Genomic DNA, 25,695 nt, shown 5'->3' with positions numbered 1-25,695 from the left:
TCGGAAGAGAGGGGTGGGGCGTGGCCGGGACGGCGGTCGTGGCCGTCCGCTCAGCCTTCGTGCAGGGCGCGGCGCAGCGTGACGGCGGCCAGCTCGATCGCGGAGGAGGCCGCCTGCGTCTCGCGCAGCGCGTCGAGCATGACGAAGTCGTGGATGATGCCCAGGTAGCGCACGGCGGTCACCGGCACCCCGGCGGCGCGCAGCTTGCCGGCGTACGCCTCGCCCTCGTCGCGCAGCACGTCGGCCTCGGCGGTGATGATCAGCGCCGGCGGGAGGCCGGCCAGCTCTTCCGTGGTGGCGCGCAGCGGGGAGGCGGTGATCTCGGCCCGCTCCTGGGGGGAGGTGGTGTACTGGTCCCAGAACCACCGCATGGCGTCGCGGCGCAGGAAGTACCCCTCGGCGAACCGCTCGTAGGAGCCGGTGTCGAAGGAGGCGTCCGTCACCGGGTAGAACAGCACCTGCCGCACCAGCGGCAGGCCGCCGCGGCGCTTGGCCAGCAGCGTCAGGGCGGCGCTCATGTTGCCGCCGACGGAGTCGCCGGCGACCGCGATCCGGGCCGCGTCCAGGCTCCTGCCGGCGCCTTCCTCGACGATCCACCGGGCCGCCGTCCAGCACTGCTCGACGGCGACCGGGTAGCGGTGCTCGGGTGACCGGTCGTACTCGGGGAAGACCACGGCGGCGTCCGCGCCGACCGCCAGCTCGCGTACCAGCCGGTCGTGGGTGTGGGCGTTGCCGAACACCCAGCCCGCGCCGTGGATGTAGACGATCACCGGCAGGTCGCCCGTGCTGCCCGCCGGGCGGACGATGCGGGCCCTGACCTGCCCGGTGGGCCCTCCCGGGATCGTGATCCACTCCTCGTCCACGGCGGGCTTGGCGGTCGGGCCGGACTGGACGTCGTCGACGGCCTTCCGGCCCTCCTCCGGAGGGAGCTGGAAGAGGAACGGCGGCTGCGCGGTCGCCTCGGCGAAGCGGGCCGCGGCGGGCTCCAGGACGGGCCCGAGGGGGACGTGGTCGGTCATGTTCTGCCTGTTCGTCGTGGATGGCGAGATGTCTCGGCCGGTGGTGGCGGCACCGGCCGGTGTGACCAGCCAAGCAGCCGGCGGCGCCCGGCTCCAGGCAGAACGGAGGCAGAAAACCGTTCCTCCGGGCGGCCCGGTGCGTTCTACGCCGGGGGGACGGAGAGCTTCGTGCGCAGGCGGTCGGCGCCGGAGTGGTCGAGCGGGATGAGCAGGTCGAGGGCCTGCTGCCAGGTGGTGCCCGCGGCGTCCGCGTCGCCGAGCGCGTGGTAGGTGTCGCCGAGGTGCTCCAGGACCTCGGCCTCGAGGTGCGAGCGGCCGGTGTTGCGGTAGAGGCCGAGGGAGCGCCGGTAGCAGTCGATCGCGCGGTGGTGGTCGCCGCGGTGGTGGTGGACGTAGCCGAGGGTGTCCCACGCCGAGGCTTCGCTGGCCGTCATCCGCTGCTCGGCGAGGAGGGCGACGGCCTGCTCGCCGTGGGCGAGGGCGTCGTCGTACCGGCCGAGGAGAGCCTGGTACCAGGCGACGGAGGCCAGCTCCCTGGCCTCGCCGGGCCGGTTGCCCTCGTCGCGGTAGAGGCCGAGGGCGGCGAGGGCGTGGGCGAGGGCGTCGTCGTGCTCGCCGAGCTTGCCGTGCAGCCAGCCCAGGTCGTGGTGGAGGCGGGCCTGGTCCAGCGGGCGGGCGAGCGTGCCGGGCGCGCGCAGGAGCGCGCGCAGGCGTTCCTTGGCCGCCTCGGACCGGCCGAGGTGGTGCTCCTGCCGGGCCACCCAGCCCACGACGGCGCTCGCGTACGGCTCTCCGCCGGGATCGCGGCGCACGGCGTCGGCGGCACGGGTCAGGTACGCCAGCGACTCCCGGCCGAGGGACCACGCGTGGTCGATGAAGGTGTCCACGGTGGTCCAGACGAGCTGCCACACATGAACGTCGAACCCGCCCAGGAGCTCCGCCCGCTGCTGCGCCGCCCAGAAGACGCGCAGCTCCCGGTTGTACCAGGCGGCCGCCTGCTCGCGGTCGTGGAAGACGTCCACGACCGTGCCCGGCTGGGCGGGCGGCGGCTCGATGGGCGTGGAGACGACCGGGTAGATGATCTTGTCGGCGGCGTGCGCGCTGTGCAGGAGATGATCCAGCAGCCGGTGGAACGCCTGCCTGCGCTCGGCGGCGTCCTCGTGCTCCTCCGCGGTTTCCGCCGCGTAGACGCGCAGCAGGTCGTGCAGGCGCCAGCGGCCCGGCGCGTGCTCGGTGACCAGGTGGGCGGCGGTGCACTCGTCCAGCAGGGCACGGGCCCGGCGGGGCGGCAGGGCGGCGAGCGAGGCGGCGGCCGGCAGCGTGATGTCCGGGCCAGGGTGCAGGCCCAGCAGCCGGAACAGGCGGGCGGCGTCGGGGCTGAGCGCCTGGTAGGACCAGGAGAACGTGACGCGCGGGTCGATCCCGTCCGGCGTGTGGAAGGCGTCCAGGGTGCCGTGCGCGGCGCGCAGCTCGGCGGCGATTTCGGCGAGCGCGAACGAGGGCCGGGCCGCGGCACGAGCCGCCACGACCGCCACCGCCAGGGGGAGGTGCCCGCACAGCTCCGCGATCTCCGCCACCGCCTGCGGCTCGGCGGCCACCCGCTGCTCCCCCAGCCTGCGGGCCAGGGCCTCTTTGGTCTCGGCGGCCGTCCAGACGTCCAGGGTCAGCGTGCGCGCGCCATGGGTGGCGGCGAGGCCGGTGAGCTGGTTCCGGCTGGTGACGATGGCCAGACAGCCCGGCGTGGCGGGCAGCAGGGGACGGACCTGCTCGCTGTCGCGGGCGTTGTCCAGGACGACCAGCACCCGCCGCCCGGCCAGCTTGCTGCGGAACAGCGCGGCGCGGTCGTCGGTCGCGGCCGGGATCCGGCTGTCCGCGACGCCCAGCGCGAGCAGGAAGCCGCCCAGGACCTGCCCCGGATCCAGCACCTGGTCACTCTGGTCGAAACCCCGCAGGTCCACCCAGAGCTGCCCGTCCGGATACGCGCCCGCGATCCGGTGCGCCCAGTGCAGGGCCAGGGCCGTCTTGCCCACGCCCGCCATCCCGCCGATCGCCCCGATCACCACGGTCCGCGCCCGCTCGCCCTGCTGGTCCAAGAGGTCGAGCGCCTGCCGGAGCTCGGCGCGGCGGCCGGTGAACACCGGCAGGGCGGCCGGAAGCTGGGCCAGCGCGCCCGCGCGGGGCCGGGGCCGCACCAGGGCGAGGAACTCCGCCCGGTCGCCGGCCGCCAGCTTCAAGCCGTCGGCCAGCGCCTCGGCGGTGCGGCGCTGCGGTGAGCCGACCTTGCCCCGCTCCATGTCGCCGATCGCCCGGACGCTCACCCCTGAGGCGTCCGACAGCTCCTCGATCGTCATCCGCGCCCGCGCGCGCAGCTCCCGCAACCGGGAGCCGAAATCCCGCTCAGCCATTTCGCAAAGCCCCCGCACGACGGTCCCGCCAGGGGCACGATCATCACATGGCGGCGGCGCGCCCCGCCCGGCCGTCTCACATGCCGGTCGTGCCCGCTCACGGCGGGGACATGACGGCCCAGCCGTGCGGCGCGACCGCCCCGGTGAGGTTCGCCGTGGCGGCGTCGGAGTCCAGGATCGGCGCGGGAGGGAGGGGAAGCTCGGCGTCGTCCAGGTTGAGCGCGAGAGCGAGCTCATGGCCGTCCGCCGCGAGCGTGATGACGTACTGCCGGTTGCGCAGCACCTCCGCCCGGCTGCGGGCGCGGTGCAGCCAGGGGTGCCGGCGCCTGAGCCCGAGCAGCCGCTGGTGGAGCCGCAGGATGCCGGCGTCGGCGGCCTCGACCGCGTCAGGGCCGGGCGGCGGGAAGGCGGGCCTGATCGCGTCGTCGCCGCCGGCCCGCTCCTCCTTGGTCGCGCGGAAGCCGAACTCGTCACCCGCGTAGACGGCAGGGGTGCCGCCGAGGAGCGCGAGCAGGGCGACGGCGTGCGGCAGGTGGCGGGGGTCGGTGATCTGGCTGGCGATGCGGGTGACGTCGTGGTTGCCGACGAAGGTGGCGGGCGCGAACGTGGCCAGCATCGCGTTGTGCCGCTGCAGCGCCCAGTCGAGCTCGAAGAAGTTGTGGTGCTCGATGCTCGACCAGATCGCCTTCCACAGCTCGTACTGGGTGACGGTGTCGGCGGTGCTCCCAGCCACGAACGCGGCGTAGTCGCCGTGAATGACCTCCGCCTCGAACCAGACGTCCGGATGGCTGCGGCGCACCTCCGGCAGGACCTCCGCCCAGAACTCTGCGGGGACCTGGTAGGCGGCGTCGAGACGCCACGCGTCCGCGCCCCGGTCGAGCCAGTGCCGCATCACGTCGATCACGTACGCGCGCACGCCGGGCTCGTCGTGGTCGAGCGCGACGAGCTGGTCATGCCCCTCGAACGTGTCCAGCCGGACCCGCCCCCGCTCGTCGGCGGAGCTGCGGAACCAGCGCATCGCCGCACCGCCCGGCCCCTGCCGCAACGCTTCCCGGACGCGGGGATGGTCGCGGCCGACGTGGTTGAAGACGCCGTCGAGCTGGAGCCGCAGGCCGCGCTCGTGGGCCGCCGCGGCGAGCTTGTCGAAGTCACGGTCGTCGCCGAGGCGCGGGTCGATGGCGAAGTGGTCGAGCGTGTCGTACCCGTGGGTGCTGGAGGCGAAGATCGGGCCGAGCGCCACCCCCGACGCGCCCAGCGCCACCGCGTGATCCAGCCAGCCGATCACCCGCAGCAGCCGGTGCTCGCCGGGGCGGGCGGGGCCGGTGGGCGGCTCGGGGAAGGCGCCGACGAAGCCGAGCGGATAGATCCGCCACCAGATCGCGTGCTTCACCCACGCGGGCTCGGGATGCTGAACGGGCTCTGACCGGTCTTCAGACTCAGGACTCACAAGGCGCTCCGGCCGGTTGACGGGCTCAGGACTCACGAGGGGCTCCGATCCGGTCGAGAAGCCGGGCGGCGTCGTCGAGGAGGCGCAGCTCGTCCGGGGTGAAGCCGTCGAGCGCGGCGGTGAGCCAGCGGTCGCGCAGGGCCATGTCCTCCTCGAACGCCTTCCTGCCGGCCGGCGTGAGCCTCAGCCTGCTGCGGCGGCCGTCGTCCGGGTCCACGACGCGCTCGATCAGGCCGTCGGCGGCCAGCTCGGCGAACACGCGGGTGAGCGACTGCGGATGTTGCCGCTCGTCCCGGCTGATGCGGGACGGGGTGCTCTCCCCCTCGCGGGCGAGATGGCTGAGCACCGCGATCTTGTTGTTGCTCAGCGCCGACTGCTCCCGATCGACCCGCAGACGCCGCGCGAGCCGCAATACCGCGGCCCGCAGTCGCGGCGCCATCGCCTCCCGGTAGGTTTCCTCATCCACATTTATTACGCTATCACTTACTAAATCGGGTGAGGGCGGGAGGTGGTGGAGGATGCGGTCCCCCTGGCGCGCCGCGACACGAACAAGCGCCGCAACGATGGCGATCGCCGCCGGGCGAAGAAGCGCCGGAACGATGGCGGTGGCCGCCGCGCGAACAGGCGCCGGAACGATGGCGGTGGTACTGCCCGCTTTCTGGTCGATGATGCACCTGCGCACGTGGCTGGCCGTCCCGGTGGACGCGGTCGTGTTCGCCGTCATGCTCGCGCTCGCCCTCCCGCGCGGCCTGGCCCGGTTGCGGCCCGGCGAGCTGCCGACGGCGCTGACGGCCCTCGGCGCCGGGACGGCTGCGGCGGTCGGGTGCGGGATGCTCCTCGACCACGCCGACTGGCGCCGCGCCCTGGGCGCCGCCGCTTTCACCGCCGGCGTCGCCATCCCGGTCTGGGCACGCCGGTTCGGTACGCGGTGGCGCTCCGCGGGGACGATGGCGGCGCTGCCGTTCATGGCGATCCTGGTCCACCCGCTGCCGCTCGCCAGCACCTGGGACTTCCTGGCCTGGATGCTCCTCGCCACCGCCGTCGCCACCGCCTGGGCCACGACGCCCCGCGCGGGCGAGGGCCGGGGGGCCGCAGGGGGCGCGACGGCGGGTGGGTGGCGGAGGGCGGCGAGCACGAGGATGGCCGTTCAGCTCGGGGCGGCGACCCTGGCCGGCTTCGCCGTAGCGCAGTGGCTTGATCCCGACCATCTCGTGTGGCCCGTGCTGACCGTTCTCGTGGTCCACAGCGGGAACCGCAACCGCGGAGACGTGCTCTGGAAGGGCACCCAGCGCGTCCTCGGCGCCCTGGCCGGCACCGTTCTCGCCACCGTGGCCACCGGATGGGCCGGGCCCGGCGACAGCCGTGGCATCGTCGCCGTCTTCGCCGTCCTCGCCGTCGCCTCCGCCCTGCGCGACCTGGGCCACGCGTTCTGGGCGGCCGGCCTCACCGCCGCGCTGGCCTTCCTGTACGGCTACTTCGGCCAGACCGGCACGGACCTGCTGCTCCATCGCCTCGGCGGGATCCTCGCCGGGGGCGCCATCGGCGTGCTCGCGGCCTGGGCGATCCTGCCCGTACGGACCTCCGACACCGTCCGCGCCCGCATCGGCCGCCTCCGAGCAGCCGCCGCCGAGCTGGCCGCGACGTCGTCACACAGCATGCCGTCGGCACGCGCCACGTCAGCGGCGGCGAACACCAGACCCGCGGCGCCGCACGACGCGCCGGCGGCGGCAGCGCGAGCGCGGTTGCGCGACGCGGAGCGGGAACTCGCGCTCCTGGAGCCGACGGTCCGCGCGGGCGCACGCCTCGGGTTCGGTTCCGCCCGCCGGCTCGCGGACGCGATCAGCGAGGCACGCATGATCCACTGCGGGCAACTAGGCTGACCGCGGTGACCACGACGGTGAAGGAGCCGCGGATGACCGCCGATCCCACACTGACCCGCATCGGCCAGGGCGTGGAGTTACATCACCACCAGGGCCGGCCCGACGCCGCCCGCGAGCTGTTCCAGCAGATCTGGGACGACATCGGTGGCGAGCAGGGCGATCCCCTGCACGTCTGCGTGCTCGCCCACTCGATGGCCGACGTCCAGGATGACGTGCGTCAGGAACTGGAGTGGGACCTGCGGGCGCTGTCCGCCGCCGGGCGGGTCACCGACGAGCAGGTGGCGCGGGCCGGGGTGCCGCTCTCGGTGGCGGGCCTGTATCCGTCGCTGCACCTGAACCTGAGTGAGTGCTATCGCAAGCTGGGCGATCTCGAGCGGGCCCGTGAGCACTTCCAGCACGCCAGAGCCGGGATCGGCGCGCTGGCCGACGACGCGTACGGGCAGCTCGTCAAGGACGGCCTGGAGCGGGTGGCCGAGCACCTGGGCGAGACCGTCGCCCCTGGCGGCGGCGGGTCAGGCGCGGTCGGGAACGAGCCGGAAGAGGCCGGGCCGCGGCCTTGACCGCGCGGGTGCGGTGGTGCCGGGCCTGAGAAGCTCGCTCTCCGCACTTTTCCGGGGTGCGGGGACGAACGGCTCGCGGCCCGACGGAGCCCGGCCGTTCAGAGGCCGGATGGGGTGCCGACCGGCTGGGACAGGGCCGCTTTGACCGTGCGGCTCTGCTCGTCGGCCAGGACCTCGGGCCGGTCGTGGAGCAGCGCGTCCATGGTCAGCTCGGCCACCGTGTCGGCGCTGATCTTCGGCGCGTCCGTCCAGGCGCTGAGGTCGGTCTCGACGAAGCCCGCGTGCACCCCGACCACCAGCGTCCCCTGCCCGTGCAGCCCCTTGCGCAGGGCGTCCGTCAGGGACCACTGGGCGGCCTTGGACGCCGCGTACCCGGGGAACTCGGGCCGGCTGGACCAGGACGCCAGCGACAGCATGTTGACCAGGGCTCCCCCGCCGTTGCGGGCCAGGATGGGGGCGAAGGCGCGGGCGACCGCCCAGGTGCCGAAGTAGTTGACGTCCATGGCGTGGCGGGCGCCGTCGAACGCGCCCTCCAGCAGTTTCGTGCCGGCGCCGCCGACTCCGGCGTTGTTGATGACGATGGTGACGTCGCCGGCGAGGGCCGCGGCCGCGGTGATGCTCTGCTCGTCGGTGACGTCCAGACGCAGGGGAACGACGTCGGGGTCTGTGACGGCGGCCGGGTCGCGGACGGCGGCGTAGACCTTCTTGGCGCCGTGCTCGATCAGGGCGCGGGCGAACGCGCGTCCGATGCCACGGTTGGCCCCGGTGACGAGGGCGATCGATCCCTTGATGTCCATGTCTTCTCCTCGGCTATATGCTGTCTTTAAATCTACAAGCCAGCATGGCACACCTGAGTAGCAAAAGAAAAGCCAAGAGGTAAGCTTGACTGTCGGCGGCATCGCGGGATGCCCCGTATCGGAGGAGGTGGGGAGTGGCGGTCAGACGGCAGTGGTCCGGGCCCCTGGACGACGAGCCGGCCTGCTCCATCGAGCGCAGCCTGCAGATCCTCGGCGACCACTGGACCTTCCTCGTGCTGCGCGAGATCTTCGCGGGCCGGCACCGGTTCGCCGAGATCCAGACCTCTCTCGGCATCGCCTCCAACCTGCTCAGCGCCCGCCTGAAACTGCTGGTCGCGGCCGGCGTCCTGGATACGCGGACCTACCGCGAGCCGGGCAGCAGGCCGCGGCAGAGCTACCACCTGACGGAGTCCGGGCGGGACCTGCGGCTGGTGCTGGCCGCGCTCCAGCAGTGGGGCGACCACCACCTTCCCCGCCCCTCCGGCCCTTCGGCGGTGCGCCGGACCAGCGACGGTGACCGTCCCGTCCACGTGGGATTCCTCGACGAGGACGGCCGCGAGGTGCCCGCGAGCGAGGTGAGCATCCTCACCACCGGCACTCCCTACGAAACGGCCTGACCGCCGCCGCGCACCTTCCCGCCCCGCGCGCCGAGCAAGTCCCGGCCGCGCCGCGACTCGGGGAAGCGGTCCAGCATGGCGCGCGTAGCGCCGGGCGGGCGCTCTCCTCCAGGTCGTGGTAGCCCATGTGGTCGACGGCTTTGACGACCCCGTTTCGCCCATGGAGGTCAGGCCGCCTGGCGCAGCGGGGCCAGGGCGCGGCTCCAGGCCACGACCTCGTCGAGCATCGTCGCCAGGGTCGCCGCCTGCCGGTCGCCGGCGGCCAGCTCGCTGAAGTCCTGGAAGTCGGTGAACAGGGACAGCGCCACGTTCGTCCGCACGTACGACACAATGCCGAACGCCTTGTGGTTCCATTCGGCGAACAGGTAGTCGATCGCGTTCTTCAGCACGCCCGACGTGGAATGGTGGTGCTCGGGCGTCACCATACGGCGCGGCGGCCCGTCCGGCACCGATGAGTTCCGTGGACGCGCGGAGTCTCCTCTTCGGCGAGCCGGGCTTGCACGAGCTCCGGCGGAGAGGAGATCGGCCATGGCAGTGGGCATCTTCGCGGGCATCCCCGTCCGCGACTGCAAGAGCGCGGTCGAGTGGTACACGAAGCTGTTCGGCAGGGAGCCGTCGTTCTGGCCGCACGACGCCGAAGCGGTGTGGCAGCTCGCCGACGACCGGTACGTGTACGTCATCGAGGACGCCGCCCGCGCCGGAGGCGGGGTGGGCATGATCTGGGTGGACGACCCCGCCTCAGAGGTGGACCGGATCGCCGAACGCGGGCTGCGGCCCGTGGACGTGGAGCGGCACGGCGGCGTCTGCAAATGGGTCTTCCATGACGCCGACGGCAACGAGATGGGCATCGGCGGCGAGGCCGCCGCCTCCATCGGAGGCGAGGCCGCCGCGTCCTGACCCCCTCAGCGCAACGGGCGGCGGTTGCCCGCGCGCGCAGCCCGTCACTACTCTGGAGGGAGCGTGCGAGGGCGCTGCCAGTCCGCGGGCAGGGATCTTCCCACCTCGATCAGCGCGTCACCGTACAGGGCGAGAGCCACCTCTTTCCGGCCGGGCGAGCGGACCTCGGCGACGAAGGAGGTCGCGATGCCCGAACGCCATCCCGAACGCGATCCGGAGCACCACTCCGAGCGCCAGCCCGAGCACCACTCCGATCGCCATCCGGAGCACCGCTTCGAGCAGCGTCCCGAGCACCACTTCGGGCGCCACTTCGAGTTGCCGGCCTGGCCCAGCCTGGAGTACTACCGCAAGCAGGCCAAGCAGCTGCGGCGGGCCTACGCGGCGGGTGATCCGGCCGCCGTGGCCAGGGCGGTCGACGTGCTCGGCGACCGGGCCGCCGGGCGGTTCCTGCTCAGCGACGCTCAGTTCGTGCTCGCGCAGGAGCACGGGTTCCGCACCTGGGCAGAGTTCCGCGCCCACGTCGAAGGTCATGGCGGCGCCGCTGATCGGCCGGTCTCCCGCCTCATGGGCGTCAGGCCCGGCATCTACGACTCCATGGCCGCCACCCTGCTCGCCGAGTTGCGCCGCGGCGATCCGGGCGCGCTGCGGCGGTTGCGTGCCTACGTCCCCCGGCACGCCGACACGCCTCCCGGCGCCCTGCCGGGGCACGCCGGCGCGACCGCCGCCACCGTCTCCTCGGACACCGGCACGACCGCCGGCCAGGCTTCCGGCGTGGGCGCCGGGCTTCGGGACGCGCGGCTGGTCATCGCGCGGGAGCTGGGGTTCCCGACGTGGCAGGAGCTCGTGTCGTACACCGAGAAGTCGCGGCGCGAGCTGGGCGAGCGGCGGGAGGCGCGGCGGCGGTTGCGGCGGGAGGTGGAGGCGTTGCTGGCAGGTGACGTCGGGCGGCTCGCCGCGCTGACGGCCGGGCAGGCCGACGTCCTGCTGCAGATGCTCGCGGGACCCGAGCCGTTCCCGGGTGTCCGGCTCGGGAAGGAGCTGGGTGTGCCGCGTGCCGCCGCCGAGGTCCTGCTGGGTAAGGCCACCGACCTGGATCTTCCGCTCGTGCAGGCGGCACGCTCCGGGCGGGTCGCCTGCGTGCGGCTGCTGCTCGACGCGGGCGCCGACGCCGGTGTGCGGAAGTGGGGCGCCACTCCGCTGGAGCACGCCGTCTACCACGGTCACACGGAGGTGGTCGATCTGCTCGCCGAGCGCGCGATCGTCCCTGGCGCCTTGTGGACGTATGCCGCCTGCGGGCGGCTGGACCTGGTGCGGGGCTGTTTCGGTGTGGACGGCGGCCTGCTCCCGGGCGCCGCGACGGCGCGCCCCGACCTCGCCGACACCGGCGCGGGCTTCCCTTCGCGGCTGCCGCCGACCGGCGATCCGGAGGAGATCGTGGGTGAGGCGTTCGTGCATGCGTGCCAGCACGGCCGGATCGAGGTGGTGCGGTGGCTCCTCGATCGCGGCGTGCGTCCGGACGTCGCGCCCTACCTCGGTCGGACCGGCCTGCACTGGGCGATCCTCGGCGGCCGGCTCGGGGTGGCCCGCCTGCTCCTGGAACGCGGCGCCGACCCGTCCGTACGCGACGACCTGCTGCGGCTGGACGCGAGCGGCTGGCTGGGCATCGCCTACCCGGCCCGCCCGGACGACCCGGTGGCGCAGCGGCTCCGCGACCTGCTCGACGCCCGAGCACACGGCGGCTCCGCGAACTGATCGGCTCCCGAGCACACGGCGGCTCCGCGAGCTGATCGGCTCCCGATGGCACAACGGCCCCATCACCCGATCGAGCCCCCGTCGCACAGCGACCCCGCGCCCCGGGCGGGCCGGGGGCGCGGGTGGCGGCAGGTCACGATTCGGCATCAGCCGGGACGTGCCGCCTTGACCGTCACCGCCGTTGGCGGGATTGTCTAGGTCATTCGTTGAACCGGTTCGCTAACAGCGACGGCGGCCGGCCCGTGAGATCCCGGGCCACGTGCCAGCGGAAGCCTGCCCGACAAGCCACCGAGCACACGACCCGGCCAACGGTGAAGGAGTTTGAGCGGCAGATCGTCGAACCGGTTCGACGAACGAGTGGAGGTGGAAGTGGCGACGATCGGGGACGTGGCCCGGGAGGCCGGCGTCAGCCGGAGCACGGCGTCGTACGCGCTCTCGGGCAAGCGGCCGATCTCGGACGAGGTCCGCCGGCGGGTGCTGGCGGCGGCCGAGGCGCTGGCGTACACGCCGAACGCGGGCGCCCGCGCCCTGGCCACCGCCCAGACGAAGGTCCTCGGCCTGCTCGCCCAGTTCCACGAGGACGAGTTCGCGCCGGCGATGATGCAGTACATCCTGGGCGTCACGAACACGGCCCGCGACCTCGGCTACGACACCCTGCTGGTCACGGAGGCCGACGGGGTGCGGGCGCTGCGCCGGGTCACCGACTCGCGCATGGTGGACGGCGTCGTCCTGATGAACATCGCCGAGCAGGACGCCCGCCTGCCCATCCTGCGGGCCGCGCCGCAGCCGGGCGCGCTGGTGGGCCTGCCGGGCGACTGCTCGGGGCTGGACGTGTTCGACCTCGACTTCGAGGAGGCGGGCCGGGTCATGGTGGACCACCTGCACCGGCTCGGCCACCGCGAGCTCATCCTGGTCTCGCAGCCGGAGCACGTGGTGGAGCGGGGCGGCGCGTACGTGTGGCGCCTGCGCGACGCCGCGCTCGAACGCGCCCGCCAGCGCGGCGTGACCCTGCACGCCGTCTACGGCGAGTCCCGCCAGCCGGCGGTGGGGCGGCTGCTCAACCAGCTTCTGGAGGCCCATCCCGAGGCCACCGGCCTGCTGATCAACAACGAGGCGGCCGCGGCGGCGCTGCCCTCCGTCACCTACGCGCGGGGGCTGCGGGTGCCCGAGGACCTGTCGGTCATCGGGCGTTACTCGGCCGAGTTCGCCGCGACCTTCTCCCTGCCCTATTCGCACATCGAGAGCGCACCCGACCGGCTGGGCGCCATGGCGGTGCGCCAGCTCGTCCGCCGCGTGGAGTCCCAGGCGGCGCGCGAGGAGCCGTTCGTGGTGCGCTTCATCTCTCCCGAGCTGGTCTCGCTCGGCAGCACCGCACCCCCACTCCCCCGCTGACCTCGGGGAAGACAGCCCTACCCGTTCTAGGGCGCTCATTGTGAGCGCTAACACTGGAGTACTCGGATGAACCGTACGTCCGCGAAGGCCGCCGTTCTCGGCACCGCCGTCCTGGCCCTGACCGCCTGCGCCTCCACCCCGCCCCAAGGCGCCACCACGGCCGAGGCGAAGGGCGGCGCGTACACCTGGTGGGACCCCTACCCGCAGCACGACGCGGGCTCCGCGTGGGCCAAGCGGGTCGGCGCCTGCGGCCAGCAGGCCGGCGTCACCATCCAGCGCACCGCCTACGACACGACCGCCCTCACCAACCAGGCCCTGCTCGCAGGTCAGGAGGGCAACGCCCCCGACGTCATCCTGCTGGACAACCCGGCCGTCTCCACCCTGGCGGACGCCGGGATGCTGACCGCGATGTCCGACTTCGGCCTCGAAGTGAACCGGTTCGACAAGAACCTCATCACCGCCGGCGAGCTGGACGGCAAGACGTACGGCATCCCGATCGGCGCCAACACCCTCGCCCTCTACTACAACAAGAAGATCCTCGACGCCGCCGGCGTGGACCCCGAGACGATCAAGGACTGGGTGTCGCTGAACGCGGCGCTGAAGAAGGTCAAGGAGGCGGGCAAGAAGCCGATCACGTTCGCGGCCATCGGCACCGAGGAGGGCTCGTTCCAGTTCCTGCCCTGGTTCTGGGGCGCCGGCGCGCAGCTCACCCAGCTCGACTCGCCGCAGGCGGTCGAGGCGCTGCAGTTGTGGAGCTCCTGGCTGAAGGACGGCCTGGCGCCCAACTCCGTCATCAGCAACTCCCAGAACACCACCTGGGAGGAGTTCCTGACCGGCGAGTTCGCCTTCGCCGAGAACGGCACCTGGCAGATCGACAGCGCCGCCAAGGCGGGCTTCCCGACCGGCATCGTGCAGATCCCGGCCAAGGCCGGCGGCACCGCGCCCACGCCGACGGGCGGCGAGTTCATCACGGTGCCGGTGCAGAAGGACACCAAGCGCTACGACGTGACCAAGAAGATCCTCGAGTGCATGACCACGCCCGAGGGCCTGGTCGAGACCGGCACGACGTTCGCGTACTACATCCCGTCCACCGCCGACGGGCAGCAGGCGATCCTGGCCAAGGAGCCGAGCCTGAAGCCGTGGGTCGCGGCGGTGCAGTCGGCCAAGGGCCGGACCAGCGACAACCTCGGCACCAAGTACCCGAAGATCTCCGAGGCGCTGTGGACCGGCGTGCAGAAGGCGCTGAGCGGCGCGGCGAGCCCGGCCGACGCGCTCAAGGAGGCGCAGGCCCAGGCCAAGCAGGCCACCGGCAACTGATCGGATCGTCCATGGCTTCCACTGTCGGGGCGCTCGCCCGCCCGGGACACCGGGCGGCGCGGCGGCCGGTGCGCTGGACCGCGCTGGCGTTCCTCGCACCCCTGCTGGTCTACCTGCTGCTCTTCTACGCCTACCCGCTGTATCGCAACATCGAGCTGAGCCTGCACGACTACACGCCCCGGGCCTTCATCCAGGGCAACCCGGAGTTCACCGGCCTGGACAACTACGCCGCGATCCTGTCCGACGACGCGTTCCTGCGCGCGCTGGGCAACACGGCGCTGTTCACGCTAGTGTCCATCGCCGCCCAGTACGCGGTCGGGCTGGCGCTGGCGGTCTTCTTCCACCGCGGTTTCCGGCTGTCGGCGGTGCTGCGGGCGATGTTCCTGGTGCCGTGGCTGCTGCCGCTGATCGTCTCGGCGTCCACCTGGTCGTGGATGCTCAACAGCGACAACGGCATCGTCAACGCGGCGCTCCAGGCGTTCGGGATCGGCCAGATCAACTGGCTGACCTCGCCCGACACCTCGCTGCTGGCGGTCACGATCGCCAACATCTGGCTCGGGGTGCCGTTCAACCTGGTCATCCTGTACGCGGGGCTGCAGAACATCCCGGCCGACCTGTACGAGGCCGCCGGGCTGGACGGCGCGAACGCCTGGCAGCGGTTCTGGCGCATCACGTTCCCGCTGCTGCGCCCGGTGTCGGCGATCACGCTGCTGCTCGGCCTCATCTACACGCTCAAGGTCGTCGACATCATCTGGATCATGACCAGGGGCGGCCCGGCCGACGCCTCGACGACGCTGGCGATCTGGTCGTACCGGGAGGCGTTCGGCACCGGCCAGCCGGACTTCTCCCCGGCGGCGGCGGTCGGCAACCTGCTGATCCTCATCGCCTTCGCCGCCGGGCTGATCCACGTCCGCCTGCAGCGCGGGGAGGAGCGGGCATGAGGCACTGGAAGACCCTGGCGGGCATCGTGCTGGTCGCGCTGATGCTCTTCCCGGTCTACTGGATGGTCAACGTCTCGCTCACGCGGACGGGCGACATGCGGGCCGACCCGCCGCACTGGTTCCCGTGGAACCCCACGTTCGAGGGGTACGCGGCGGCGTTCGGCCAGCAGCTGCCGGCCCTGGCGACCAGCCTGTTCATCGGCCTCGGCACGGTGGCGCTCACGCTGGCGGTGTCGCTGCCGGCCGGTTACGCGCTGGCCAAGCTGCGGCCGCGGGGCGGGCGGGCGATCGACTTCCTGCTGCTGGTCGCGCAGATGATCCCGGCGGTCGTCATGGCCATGGGCTTCTACGCGATCTACATCAGGCTCGGGCTGCTCAACACCGTGCCGGGGCTCATCGTGGCCGACTCGACGCTGGCCGTGCCGTTCGGGGTGCTGCTGTTCCGGGCGTTCATGGCGGGCATCCCCGGCGAGCTGCTGTCGGCGGCGCAGCTCGACGGGGCGAGCACGTGGCGGACGTTCCGCTCGATCATCCTGCCGCTCAGCCGCAACTCCGTGATCACCGTGTCGCTGTTCACGTTCCTGTGGGCGTGGTCGGACTTCATCTTCGCCTCCACGCTCAACCGCAACAGCGACGTCATCCCGATCACGCTCGGCATCTTCCGCTACATCGGCAACAACACCACCCAATGGAACTCGATCATGGCGACCGCCGTGATCGCGTCCGTGCCCGCGGCCTTCCTCCTGGTCCTCGCGCAGCGTTACATCGCCGCCGGGGTCACCGCGGGCGCCGTCAAGGACTGACAGAAAGGTTTCGCCCTATGAGCAGCCCCGTGCTGCCCTCCCACGGCCGGGTGCGCCCCCTCGGGCTCGCCCAGGTCACCCTCACCGGCGGCTTCTGGGGCGAGCGGCAGGCCGTGAACGCCACGGCCACCCTCGCCCACTGCGAGTCGTGGATGGAGCGCCTCGGCTGGCTGGCCAACTTCGACCGGGTCGCCGACGGCACCACCGGGCCGGACCGTCCCGGCTGGCCGTTCTCCGACTCGGAGGTCTACAAGCTGCTGGAGGCCCTGTGCTGGGAGGCGGCCCGGACCGGCGACCCGGAGACGGAGGCCGCGATCAAGCGGCTCACCACCCGCATCGCCCGCGCCCAGGACCCGGACGGCTACCTCAACACCTGCTTCGGCCACGGCGACCAGCCACCCCGCTACAGCGACCTCGAAGGCGGCCACGAGCTGTACAACACCGGCCACCTGCTGCAGGCCGCGGTCGCCCGCCTGCGCACGCACGGCGAGGACGACCTGGTCCGCCTCGCGCGGCGGGCCGCCGACCACGTGTGCCGCACGTTCGGCGCGGACGGGCGGGCCGGGATCTGCGGCCATCCGGAGATCGAGGTCGGCCTGGCCGAGTTCGGCCGCGCCCTGGGCGAGGAGCGTTACGTCGAGCAGGCCCGGCTGTTCCTCGACCGGCGCGGGCACGGGACGCTGCGCGACATCCCGCTCGGCCGCGCCTACTTCCAGGACGACGTCCCGATCCGCGAGGCCGAGGTGTGGCGCGGCCACGCCGTGCGCGCCCTCTACCTCACGGCGGCGGCCGTGGACGTGGCGGTCGAGCGCGGCGACGACGAGCTGCTGCGGGCGGTGGAGCGGCAGTGGGAACGCTCGGTCGCGCGCCGGACGTACATCACCGGCGGGATGGGTTCGCGCCACCAGGACGAGGGCTTCGGCGAGGACTGGGAGCTGCCGCCGGACCGCGCCTACTGCGAGACCTGCGCCGGCGTCGCGTCGATCATGGTGTCGTGGCGGCTGCTGCTGGCCACCGGCGAGCCCCGCTACGCCGACCTCGTCGAGCGCACCGTCTACAACGTCGTGGCGACCTCGCCCAGCTCCGACGGCCGCGCGTTCTTCTACGCCAACCCGCTGCACCAGCGCACGCCCGGCCGGCCCGCCGACCCGGACGAGGTGAGCCCGCGCGCCGAGGGCGGCACCAGGGCCGCCTGGTTCGACGTCTCCTGCTGCCCCACCAACGTCGCCCGCACCCTGGCCAGCCTGCACGGCTACCTCGCCACCACCGACGACGACGGGCTGCAGCTGCACCAGTACGCCTCCTGCGAGATCCGCGCGGAGCTGCCGGACGGGCGGCCGGTCGGCGTGGACGTCGAGACCCGCTACCCCGAGTCCGGCACCGTCCGCCTGCGCGTCGCGGCCGGCACCCCCGGCCCGTGGACACTCACCCTGCGCGTCCCCTCCTGGGCGGCGGGCGCCACCCTCACCGAGGACGGCCGCACCCGGCAGGTCTCCCCCGGCCTCGTCCGCGTCCGCCGGGCCTTCCGCGCGGGCGAGCTCATCACCCTCGACCTGCCCGTCGAGCCCCGCTTCACCTGGCCCGACCCGCGCATCGACGCGGTGCGCGGCTGCGTCGCCGTCGAGCGCGGCCCCGAGGTCCTGTGCGCGGAGTCCCGCGACCTGCCGGACCCCGACGCCCTCGACGCGCTCGTCATCGACCCCGGCTGCGCGCCCCGCGCCGGCGACGGCGGCACCCTGGTCCGCGCCCTGCTCCCCGCCCGCCCCGGCGGGGACTGGCCCTACCTTTCCCGCCCGGCCGCCCCGCCAGCGGACGCCGGATGGATCGACCTCCCGCTGCGGCCCTACCACTCCTGGGCCCGGCGGGGCCCGGCGGGCATGCGCGTATGGCTGCCCGCCTTCACCCCCCACCCCGAAGGAGAGTGACATGCGTCCACGTGCCAGCTCGCTGATGTTAGCGCTCACTGTCGTCGCCACGTCGGTGACGGTCGCGGCCTCCCCCGCCGCCGCGGCCGGCGCCACCCTCACCGTCAACGTCGCCCAGCCGTTCCGCCCCGTCACCCACGTGGCCTCCGGCGGCCTGTACGGCCTGGCCGAGAACTCCCGCCCCGCCGACTCCACGCTGCTGCCCATCAAGATGAACTCGCTGACGCAGCCCGCGCCCGGCGTCGGCCAGAAGCCCAACGGCCAGCCGCCCGGCGGCGACTCCCTGCTCGTCGCCCCGCAGGCCACCCGGGTCGGCGCCGGCGAGTTCATCCGGATGCCCGACATCTACCCCGACTTCCCCTACAAGTGGGTGAGCTGGAACGACTGGCTGGCCAAGGTCGACACCATGGTCCGGGCCCGGCTCAACGCCACCACCGTCACCAACGTCATCGGCTGGGAGCTCTGGAACGAGCCCGACTACACCTGGAACACCGCCGCCGCCGGCGCGTTCAACGACGGCTGGACGCGCACGTTCCGCGCGGTGCGCGCCCTCGACCCGCAGACGCCGATCGTCGGCCCGAGCACCGCCGTCTACAGCCGCTCGTGGATGCAGTCGTTCCTCACCCACGCCCGCGACACCGGCACGCTGCCCGACATCATCTGCTGGCACGAGCTGCAGAACCCCGCCCGCATCGCCGGCGACATCGCCGACTACCGCAACCTGGAGGCCGCGCTCGGCATCAGCCCGCGCCGCATCTCCATCAACGAGTACGCCGCCCCCGCCGAGGTGGACGTGCCCGGCCGGGTGGCCAGCTACGTCGCCAAGTTCGAGCGGGCCGGCGTCGAGTCCGCGCACCGCGCCTTCTGGTACGAGTACGGCACCATGAACGGCCTGGTCGTCAACAACAACCAGCCGACCGGCACGTGGTGGCTCTACAAGTGGTACGGCGACATGGCCGGCAACATGGTCACCACCACGCCGGGCGGGCAGAGCGGCCTGGACGGGTTCGCCGCCTACGACCCCACCCGCAAGATCGTCAACGTCGTCTTCGGCGACGAGGCAGGCACCAACACGATCAACCTGACCGGTCTCGGCGCGCTCGGCTCCAGCGTCCGCGTCACCCTCCTGTCCACCCCCGCCGGCGGCCGCTTCACCGGCGTCGCCGCCCCCACCACCGTCTCCACCGGCACCCGCACGGTCTCGGGCGGCCAGCTCAGCGTCTCGGTGCCGAACATGGTGGCCACCAGCGCGTACCAGCTCGTCGTCGAGCCCGCCGCCGGCGTGCCCGCCTACCAGCAGCGTTACGAGGCCGAGAACGCCTCCGTCTTCCGCGCCCAGCGGCTCACCTCCGCGAGCGCGTCCGGCGGCGGGTACGTCGGCCGCATCGACAACTCCGGCACCCCGCGCACCGACAGCTACGTCGACTTCGTCGTCAACGTGCCGACCGCCCGCGCGTACACGATGACGATCGGCTACGCCAACGGCACCGGCGCCACCGCCACCCAGGGCCTGGCCTACAACGGCGGCGCCTGGAGCACGGTCAGCTACCCGCCGACCGCCGGGTGGGGCCAGTTCGGCGCCACGGTCAGCACCACCGTGACGCTCCGGGCCGGCTACAACGTGATCCGCCTGGCCAAGGGCTCGCCCTACTTCGCGGGCGGCACCGGGTACGCCGAGCTCGACTACATCCAGCTCACCTGAGTCGTCGGAGGGCCCGGCGCCGCCGGGCCCTCCGGCCCGCGCTCGGAGACCGTCCGCGCCGCGATAAACTCGGGGACCGACGACGGCCTCCGTCAGGAACGGCCACGACGAACCCACGGAACACGGGGCGCGACATGGTGACCATGGAGGACGTTGCCCGGCTCGCCGGGGTGTCGAAGATGACCGTCTCCAACGTGGTCAACAACCGCGGCGGCGTCGGCGACCTCGTACGCCAGCGGGTGCTGGAGGCGATCCGCGAGTCCGGCTACCGCGTCAACGTCTCCGCCCGCACCCTCAAGTCCGGGCGCACCGGCGTCATCGGCCTGGCCGTGCCCGAGATCGATCTGCCCTACTTCAGCCACCTCGCCGACCTCGTCATCGACGCGGCCGCCCGCCGCGGCTACCACGTCGCCATCGAACGCACCGGCGCCGCCGAGACCGGCGAGGCCGACGCCCTCGCCCACTCCCGCCTCCTGCAGTTCGACGGCCTCATCCTCAGCGCCGTCGCCCTCGACGGCCTCGACGAGCGGCTCACCGAGGCGGGCTACCCCATCGTCATGCTCGGCGAGCGCGACTTCGGCGGCCGGTTCGACCACGTCTCCATGCCCAACGAGGCCGGCATCAAGGCGGCCACCGGCCACCTCGCCGACCAGGGCTGCCGCCGGATCGGCATCGTCTCCGGCCCCGCCCGTGAAGGCGTGAACGTCGTGACCCGCCGCTACCACGCCTACCTCGACGCCCTCACCGAACGCGGCCTGGCCGCCGACCCGCCCCTGCTCTTCCCCCTCGACCGCATGACCATGGAAGCCGGCCGCGCCGCCGCGCACCGCATGGTCGACTCCGGTCACGAGGTGGACGGGCTGGTGGCGGTGACCGACACGATCGCCATCGGCGTCCTGCGCGGCCTGGCCGACCGCGGCCTGCGCGTCCCGGACGACGTCCGCCTCATCGGCTTCGACGACGTGCCCGAGGCCCGGTTCCTCGTCCCGTCGCTGTCGACCGTGGCGCCCGATCACCGGTGGATGGCGGAGAAGGCCGTCGAACTGGTGGTGCAGCGCGTGCACGCCCCCTCCCGGCCCACCGGCGAGTACGTCGCCCCGTTCGAGCTCGTGATCCGCGAATCCACCCGCTGACCTCGCGACCGTCGCTCCGCGTGGCGAGTAACGTGCTGGAGGAGCCGGCTCGGCGGGAAGAGGCCGGGCTGACGCAGCTCGCCATGGCCACCGGCCTGCCCAAGGCCACCACGCACAGGCTGCTGGGCCGGCTCGCCCATCCGGGCCTGGTGCACCGCGAGGACGGCGGCCGTTACCGGATGGGGGCGCGGACGTTCCGCTGGGGGCAGCGGTGGGCGCCCGCCCAGGTGCTGGGCACCACCGCCGCCCGGCCGCTGCGCCGGCTCGCCGCCGCCGGGTGCGGCGCGATCGTCGTGGTCAAGGACTGTGGTGACGTCCCTGTCGTCGCGTGGATCGTGGACCGGGCCGGGTGCGGGGAGGGCCGCACCCTACCGGCGGTTTACTCGTAAGCTACCCGTCCGTGCGCTCCATCAAGGTCAGGACGATCGTGCTCGCCGCCCTCCTCGGGCTGTCGGCGCCGGCCGGCTGCGCGTCGTCGCCGGAGCCGCCGTCGTTGCCCCCCGACCGGGTGTACGCGCACGCGGCGGCGGACGAGGACTCGCGGGCCGTCCCCGTCCCGGCCGGCGGGACGGCCGCGGCGCTCACCCGGCCGCTGACGCGGACGGGCTGGTTCTGCGCGCAGGTCAGGAGCAACGCCGACGGCCGGGCCCTGTGGTGCAGGATCGGGCACCGCGACGAGACGGGCAGCGTGCGGCCCCAGGTCGCGCAGTTCCTGCTCGACCGGCAGGACCGCCTCGCCTGGGCGTGGTTTCCCACGCCGGAGGCCGGGACGTACCAGCGGGGCGAGCCGCCCCAGGTCGCCGACGCCGCGGCCCCCGCGCTCGACGCGGTGTGGCCCGGCGCCGGTGACCGGGCTCGGCGGGAGATCGACGCGTTCGCCCGCGCCCAGCCGGACCCGGTGGTGTGGGACGACGGCGCTCCCCGCACCTCCTGGCGCGACGAGCACGCGGACTACGGCTTCTCCGACCTCGACGGCCTGCTCGTGACCGCCGCCGGCGCCGCCGTGCGGCGCTGGCCGTTCGGCGCCGAGCACTACGCGACCACGATGAGCTCCGCCGTGGACGATCTCAAGGCGGGCGGGTACGACTGCTTCTACCCGCCGCAGCAGTCGTGCACCCGCGTCCAGTCCAACGGCTACTTCCGCGTCACGCTCCGCGGCGACCAGATCGTCACCGCGCGGTTCGGCATCGGCAGCTCGATCCAGGCGGGGCGGCAGCGGCACCCGCTCACCGAGGAGTTCCCGCGCGGGCTCACCTTCCTGAGCGAGGCCGTGCGCGGGCCGGTCACCGCGCGGATCGAGCAGGCGCGGCGGTCCGGGACGGGGTTCACCGGCATCGTGGCGGGGACGATCGTCGTCATCGACGCGGACCTGGGCCGGGTGCACGCGGGCGATCTCGTGGCGTACTTCGACATCCAGCTCGGCGCACCGCTGGCGGCCACCCTCGCCGCGTGATCGTTGGCGGCGGGGCCGGAGCGCCTGGGGGGCCGGAGCACCTGGGGGCCGTCGTGCCAGGGTGCTCCGGCCGTGGCGGCAGCCGCAGGCCGCCGGTCGGAGTGGTCAGCCGACGGTCGCGGGCGCCTCCTCGCCGCGCCGGCGCAGGGCGAGCGTGATGAGGAGGCCGGCGATCATCCCGGCCGCGGTGAGCAGGACGACCAGGAACTCGCCGTCGGCCGTGGCCGCGCGCAGGGCCTGGCCGGTCTTGCTCTCGGTGCCGAGGTCGGCGATGACGGTGAAGACGGCCAGGCCGATGGCGTTGCCGATGTTGAGCGCGGTGGAGGCGATGCCGTTGGCGACGCCCTGCTCGTGGGCGGCGGTGCCGGTGGCGGCGGCGATCCACATGGCGGTCCAGACGATGCCCTGGCCGAGGCCGGAGACGATGAGGCCGGGCACCAGCAGCCCGTAGGAGGCCTCGGCGTCGAAGCCGAGGGCGAGGACGGCGGTGCCGGGCACGCCGATGGCGAAGCCGATCAGCAGGGTGGCGCGGGTGCCGAGCCGGGTGGCCAGCCGCTCGCCGGTCTGGGTGCCGGCCGCGATGGCCAGGGAGGGGATGAGGAAGGCCAGGCCGGTCTGCAGGGCGCTGTAGCCGTGGATGCTCTGCATCAGGACGGTGAGGAAGTACGGCAGGACGCCGAAGGTGGCCATGTAGATGAAGGTGACCAGCATGCCGACGGTGAGGCTGCGGTTGCGGAACAGCCGGAACGGCATGAGCGGGTCGGCGCTACGGGCCTCGACCAGCGCGAAGACCACCAGCAGTACGGCGGCCAGCACGAAGGCGCCGACGACCAGCGGGCTGCCCCAGCCCAGCTCGGGCCCTTCGACCAGGGCGAAGACGAGCAGGGTCGAGCCGCCGGTGACGGTCAGCGCGCCCGGGATGTCGAACCTGCGCCGCTCTCCCCCGGCCGGGTCGCGCGGGATGACGGCCAGGGCGGCCAGCGCGACCAGCCCGGCCAGGGGGACGTTGACGTAGAAGACGGCGGGCCAGCCGAAGTGCTGGGTGAGCAGGCCGCCGAGCAGCGCGCCGATGGTCAGCCCGCTGGCGCCGGCGCCGCCCCAGACCGCGAGCGCGCGGTTGCGCTGCGGGCCCTCGGCGAACAGGCTGTTGAGCAGGGCCAGCGTGGCGGGCAGGAGCAGCGCGCCGCCGATGCCCTGCACGGCCCGGGCGACGATGATGACCGCGGGGCTGCCGGCCAGGCCGCCCGCCAGCGACGAGACCGCGTACAGGGTCAGGGCGAGCACGAAGACGCGGCGGCGGCCGAGCAGGTCGGCCGCCCGGCCGCCGAACAGCAGGAATCCGCCGGCGAAGACGACGTAGGCGCTGACCACGAGTTGCTGGGTCTGGCCGGGGAAGCCCAGGTCGGCGCCGATCTGCGGGAGCGCGACGAACACGATGTTGAGGTCGAGCGCGTAGATGAGCTGGGCCAGGGCGAGGAGCGCCAGGGTCCAGCCGAGTCGCGGCTTGACGGCGCCCGCCGAGGGTGCGGGCAGCACGGAGGGAGTGGACATGTAACGCCCTTCAAGGGAGGCAATGACAGTACGCGTATTTACGTACAGTCGTACTATGCCAGACGAATGGGCGATAGTTCGACAATCGCGGTACAGTTGGACCATGGCCTTCCGTCATCCCGACCGCGACCAGATCCGCATCGAAGACGTCCTGTCGGCACTGGGGAACGGCGTGCGCCTGGCCGTCGTCCGCATCCTCGACGCCGGCGGCGAGCACAACTGCACCAGCGTCCTGAACACGCTGGGCATCACCGCGAAGTCCACCATGACCCACCACTGGCGGGTGCTGCGCGACAGCGGCATCATCTGGCAGCAGCCCTCAGGCCGGGAGAACCTGCTCGTCCTGCGGCGGGACGACCTGGACGCCCGCTATCCCGGGCTGCTCGACGCCATCCTGTCCGGCGCCCGCACCGACGAGGGCCACGCCGCGGCCCGCCCCCGCTAGCGCCGTACGGTCACTGCGACTGGGCCGCGGCCATGCGGGCGCGTCCCCGCTTCGCCATGAAGATCGTCCAGGTGATCAGGGCCGCCACCACCACGATCGGCAGCACGTTGCCGACCAGCAGCATCGCCTGGGTCGGCAGCACGTACGCCAGCGGCACCCCGACGATCGCCTCCAGCAGGAAGGCGCCGCCCCACACCCCCGTCAGCAGGTACTGGGTGCGGCGGAAGCCCGGGTACCGCCACAGGCCGTTCCAGTAGGCGAGGCTCTCCGGCGTGCCGTCGGTGGCGAACTTCCTGCCCAGGTAGAACATGATCGGCCGGGACAGCGCCAGGCTGCCCAGGAAGGTCAGCCCCAGCAGCCCGGTGATCGCGGAGTCCTTGACGAAGAACAGCCGGGTGCTGTCGAACACGAGCGCGCCCAGCGCCCCGAGCAGCAGCAGGACCAGCATCATCAGGCCGAACTCGTCGACCCGCCGCTTCACCGCGAGGTACAGGACGAGGTCGGCGACCGGCCACAGCGACGCCAGCAGCAGCGCGGTCACCGGCGCGTAGCCGCGATCGGTCAGCATCCCGTAGGTCACGAACGGCAGCACCACGCCGAACAGGACCGACGGGAGGAGGTTGAGCAGCGACGACAGGGCCTTGCCACGCCGGTCCTGGCTTTCCGTCATCTTCGAGCCCGCCCTTCATGTGCCGTATACACTCACGACCGTGAGCGAAAGCGTAACAGGTCATGAGGGCCCGGCCAATGTCTCGCGGGGCGCCAACACCGCGCTCGTCCCCTTCCTGTACGGGGTCGCGCGGCGCGAGTCCCTGCCCGGGGTCGTCCTGGTGCGGCTGCTCACCGATCTGGGGCTGAGCGCGGGCGCGGCACGTTCGCTGATCGCCAGGATGCGCGGCGACGGGCTGCTCACCGCCACACCGCGCGGCCGGGGCGCCGACTACCACCTCGCGGGCAACTTCCTGGCCGACTTCCGCCGCGCCGGCGACCGGCGCGGCACGCCGCCACCCACCTGGGAGGGCCGCTTCCACGCGATCTTCTACACCGTGCCCGAGGCGCAGCGGGCCTACCGCGACCGGCTCCGGCGCGCCGCCACCCTGGCCCGCTACGGGCTCATGCAGCCGGGCGTGCTGATCTCCCCCACCGACCGGCGCGCCCAGCTCGCCGCCGAACTCGGCGGCCCGCCCCCGGCCGGCACCGTCTACTACGGGCACGTCGGGCTGTCCGCGGCCGACGCCGCCGAGATCGCCTACCGCGCGTGGGACCTGGGCGAGCTGAACGGCCGCTTCCGCGACCACACCGCCCGGCTGAGCGCCGCCGTCCGGACCTGGACCGCCCCTCCCGAGCCGGACGGGGCGACGCTGGCCGCCTACGTCCGGCTGTTCGGCGGCGCGCTGGTGGACACGGTGCGGGTCCCGCCGCTCCCGGCCGAGCTGCTGCCGCCCGACTGGGCCCTGCCCGCCCTGCACGCCGCCATCGGCGAGGTCTTCGCCCGGTGCGGGCCGCCCTCCCAGGAGTACGTGGCCCGGCTGCTGGCGGAGGCGGGCGCGTAGCCCTCCGTCCGGCGCCGGGCACGGGGTGGCCAGGCCGCCGCCGGCGCTCGCGACCATGGCGTGCGCCGCGGCCTCAGCGGCCGGCGCTCGCGACCATGGCGTGCGC

24 protein-coding genes are annotated in these 25,695 nt (G+C 73.2%); 16 read left to right on the top strand and 8 right to left on the bottom strand.

Annotation, left to right across the window (positions count from 1 at the left end; translation table 11 throughout):
* Nucleotides 1-50: 50 nt before the first annotated feature.
* From KIS93_RS53520 to KIS93_RS53505, 4 genes are all read right to left on the bottom strand, one after another.
* Nucleotides 51-1,019 (bottom strand): alpha/beta hydrolase, encoded by a 969-nt coding sequence (locus KIS93_RS53520; protein ID WP_080037618.1) that lies wholly within the window; start codon nucleotides 1,017-1,019, stop codon nucleotides 51-53.
* A gap of 143 nt (nucleotides 1,020-1,162) precedes the next feature.
* A complete protein-coding gene (locus KIS93_RS53515; protein ID WP_080037617.1) occupies nucleotides 1,163-3,424 on the bottom strand; it encodes a tetratricopeptide repeat protein in 2,262 nt (753 codons plus the stop codon).
* Between the two features lie 97 nt (nucleotides 3,425-3,521).
* Nucleotides 3,522-4,814, bottom strand: a complete 1,293-nt coding sequence (locus KIS93_RS53510) for an alpha-amylase family glycosyl hydrolase (RefSeq protein WP_222107989.1) — start codon at nucleotides 4,812-4,814, stop codon at nucleotides 3,522-3,524.
* An 82-nt stretch (nucleotides 4,815-4,896) separates the two neighbouring features.
* Nucleotides 4,897-5,337: a MarR family winged helix-turn-helix transcriptional regulator gene (locus tag KIS93_RS53505; protein WP_080037615.1), complete on the bottom strand. Its 441-nt coding sequence runs from the start codon at nucleotides 5,335-5,337 to the stop codon at nucleotides 4,897-4,899.
* A gap of 169 nt (nucleotides 5,338-5,506) precedes the next feature.
* Here KIS93_RS53505 and KIS93_RS53500 point away from each other — a divergent pair, with 169 nt between their 5' ends.
* Entirely contained in the window at nucleotides 5,507-6,751 is a 1,245-nt protein-coding gene (locus KIS93_RS53500) for an FUSC family protein (RefSeq protein ID WP_080037614.1), read from the top strand.
* A gap of 5 nt (nucleotides 6,752-6,756) precedes the next feature.
* Entirely contained in the window at nucleotides 6,757-7,311 is a 555-nt protein-coding gene (locus KIS93_RS53495; protein WP_222107988.1) for a tetratricopeptide repeat protein, read from the top strand.
* A gap of 98 nt (nucleotides 7,312-7,409) precedes the next feature.
* Here KIS93_RS53495 and KIS93_RS53490 read toward each other — a convergent pair whose 3' ends face one another.
* Complete coding sequence (locus tag KIS93_RS53490; RefSeq protein ID WP_080037613.1) at nucleotides 7,410-8,108, bottom strand: SDR family oxidoreductase; 699 nt, start codon at nucleotides 8,106-8,108, stop codon at nucleotides 7,410-7,412.
* A gap of 134 nt (nucleotides 8,109-8,242) precedes the next feature.
* Here KIS93_RS53490 and KIS93_RS53485 point away from each other — a divergent pair, with 134 nt between their 5' ends.
* Nucleotides 8,243-8,725, top strand: a complete 483-nt coding sequence (locus KIS93_RS53485; protein ID WP_080037612.1) for a winged helix-turn-helix transcriptional regulator — start codon at nucleotides 8,243-8,245, stop codon at nucleotides 8,723-8,725.
* Between the two features lie 167 nt (nucleotides 8,726-8,892).
* On the opposite strand, the gene KIS93_RS53480 is transcribed toward KIS93_RS53485, so the two are convergent.
* Nucleotides 8,893-9,174 carry an NADPH-dependent FMN reductase gene (locus tag KIS93_RS53480; RefSeq protein ID WP_230466058.1) on the bottom strand — a complete coding sequence of 94 codons (282 nt, stop codon included), beginning with the start codon at nucleotides 9,172-9,174 and terminating at the stop codon, nucleotides 8,893-8,895.
* A 79-nt stretch (nucleotides 9,175-9,253) separates the two neighbouring features.
* Between KIS93_RS53480 and KIS93_RS53475 the strand changes: the two genes are divergently transcribed.
* The 11 genes from KIS93_RS53475 to KIS93_RS53425 all read left to right on the top strand — a co-directional run bounded on the left by KIS93_RS53475 (nucleotide 9,254) and on the right by KIS93_RS53425 (nucleotide 22,040).
* On the top strand, nucleotides 9,254-9,622 hold the full coding sequence (locus tag KIS93_RS53475; RefSeq protein ID WP_080037610.1) for a VOC family protein: 369 nt from the start codon (nucleotides 9,254-9,256) through the stop codon (nucleotides 9,620-9,622).
* Nucleotides 9,623-9,808: 186 nt separating this feature from the next.
* A complete protein-coding gene (locus KIS93_RS68020) occupies nucleotides 9,809-11,374 on the top strand; it encodes an ankyrin repeat domain-containing protein (RefSeq protein ID WP_080037609.1) in 1,566 nt (521 codons plus the stop codon).
* A 369-nt stretch (nucleotides 11,375-11,743) separates the two neighbouring features.
* Entirely contained in the window at nucleotides 11,744-12,766 is a 1,023-nt protein-coding gene (locus tag KIS93_RS53465) for a LacI family DNA-binding transcriptional regulator (protein WP_080046589.1), read from the top strand.
* Between the two features lie 66 nt (nucleotides 12,767-12,832).
* A complete protein-coding gene (locus KIS93_RS53460; protein ID WP_080037608.1) occupies nucleotides 12,833-14,083 on the top strand; it encodes a sugar ABC transporter substrate-binding protein in 1,251 nt (416 codons plus the stop codon).
* Nucleotides 14,084-14,094: 11 nt separating this feature from the next.
* A complete protein-coding gene (locus tag KIS93_RS53455; protein ID WP_080037607.1) occupies nucleotides 14,095-15,024 on the top strand; it encodes a carbohydrate ABC transporter permease in 930 nt (309 codons plus the stop codon).
* The gene (locus KIS93_RS53450; protein WP_080037606.1) at nucleotides 15,021-15,827 is read left to right on the top strand and encodes a carbohydrate ABC transporter permease; all 807 of its coding nucleotides are present in this window, start codon (nucleotides 15,021-15,023) and stop codon (nucleotides 15,825-15,827) included. The genes KIS93_RS53455 and KIS93_RS53450 overlap by 4 nt, the downstream gene beginning before the upstream one ends.
* A 17-nt stretch (nucleotides 15,828-15,844) precedes the next feature.
* Entirely contained in the window at nucleotides 15,845-17,752 is a 1,908-nt protein-coding gene (locus KIS93_RS53445; protein ID WP_080037605.1) for a glycoside hydrolase family 127 protein, read from the top strand.
* A gap of 1 nt (nucleotide 17,753) precedes the next feature.
* On the top strand, nucleotides 17,754-19,454 hold the full coding sequence (locus KIS93_RS53440; protein WP_080037604.1) for a CBM35 domain-containing protein: 1,701 nt from the start codon (nucleotides 17,754-17,756) through the stop codon (nucleotides 19,452-19,454).
* A gap of 143 nt (nucleotides 19,455-19,597) precedes the next feature.
* Complete coding sequence (locus KIS93_RS53435; RefSeq protein WP_222107987.1) at nucleotides 19,598-20,587, top strand: LacI family DNA-binding transcriptional regulator; 990 nt, start codon at nucleotides 19,598-19,600, stop codon at nucleotides 20,585-20,587.
* A gap of 20 nt (nucleotides 20,588-20,607) precedes the next feature.
* Nucleotides 20,608-20,976: a helix-turn-helix domain-containing protein gene (locus KIS93_RS53430; protein ID WP_155126737.1), complete on the top strand. Its 369-nt coding sequence runs from the start codon at nucleotides 20,608-20,610 to the stop codon at nucleotides 20,974-20,976.
* 11 nt (nucleotides 20,977-20,987) lie between these two features.
* Complete coding sequence (locus tag KIS93_RS53425; RefSeq protein WP_080037601.1) at nucleotides 20,988-22,040, top strand: hypothetical protein; 1,053 nt, start codon at nucleotides 20,988-20,990, stop codon at nucleotides 22,038-22,040.
* A 105-nt stretch (nucleotides 22,041-22,145) separates the two neighbouring features.
* On the opposite strand, the gene KIS93_RS53420 is transcribed toward KIS93_RS53425, so the two are convergent.
* Nucleotides 22,146-23,591 (bottom strand): MFS transporter, encoded by a 1,446-nt coding sequence (locus KIS93_RS53420; protein WP_186404976.1) that lies wholly within the window; start codon nucleotides 23,589-23,591, stop codon nucleotides 22,146-22,148.
* Nucleotides 23,592-23,694: 103 nt separating this feature from the next.
* Here KIS93_RS53420 and KIS93_RS53415 point away from each other — a divergent pair, with 103 nt between their 5' ends.
* Nucleotides 23,695-24,036, top strand: coding sequence for an ArsR/SmtB family transcription factor (locus KIS93_RS53415; protein WP_080037600.1), 342 nt, complete (start codon nucleotides 23,695-23,697; stop codon nucleotides 24,034-24,036).
* Nucleotides 24,037-24,046: 10 nt separating this feature from the next.
* Here the strand turns inward: KIS93_RS53415 and KIS93_RS53410 are convergent, their stop codons facing one another.
* Complete coding sequence (locus tag KIS93_RS53410; RefSeq protein ID WP_080037599.1) at nucleotides 24,047-24,706, bottom strand: VC0807 family protein; 660 nt, start codon at nucleotides 24,704-24,706, stop codon at nucleotides 24,047-24,049.
* A 40-nt stretch (nucleotides 24,707-24,746) separates the two neighbouring features.
* On the opposite strand from KIS93_RS53410, the gene KIS93_RS53405 reads away from it, so the two are divergent.
* Entirely contained in the window at nucleotides 24,747-25,589 is an 843-nt protein-coding gene (locus KIS93_RS53405) for a PaaX family transcriptional regulator C-terminal domain-containing protein (protein ID WP_186404975.1), read from the top strand.
* Nucleotides 25,590-25,695 lie beyond the last annotated feature (106 nt).

It is taken from the genome of [Actinomadura] parvosata subsp. kistnae (assembly GCF_900323885.1).
In the GTDB taxonomy this organism is placed as follows: Bacteria; Actinomycetota; Actinomycetes; order Streptosporangiales; family Streptosporangiaceae; genus Nonomuraea; species Nonomuraea composti.
This window is presented reverse-complemented; position numbering and strand designations above follow the sequence as displayed.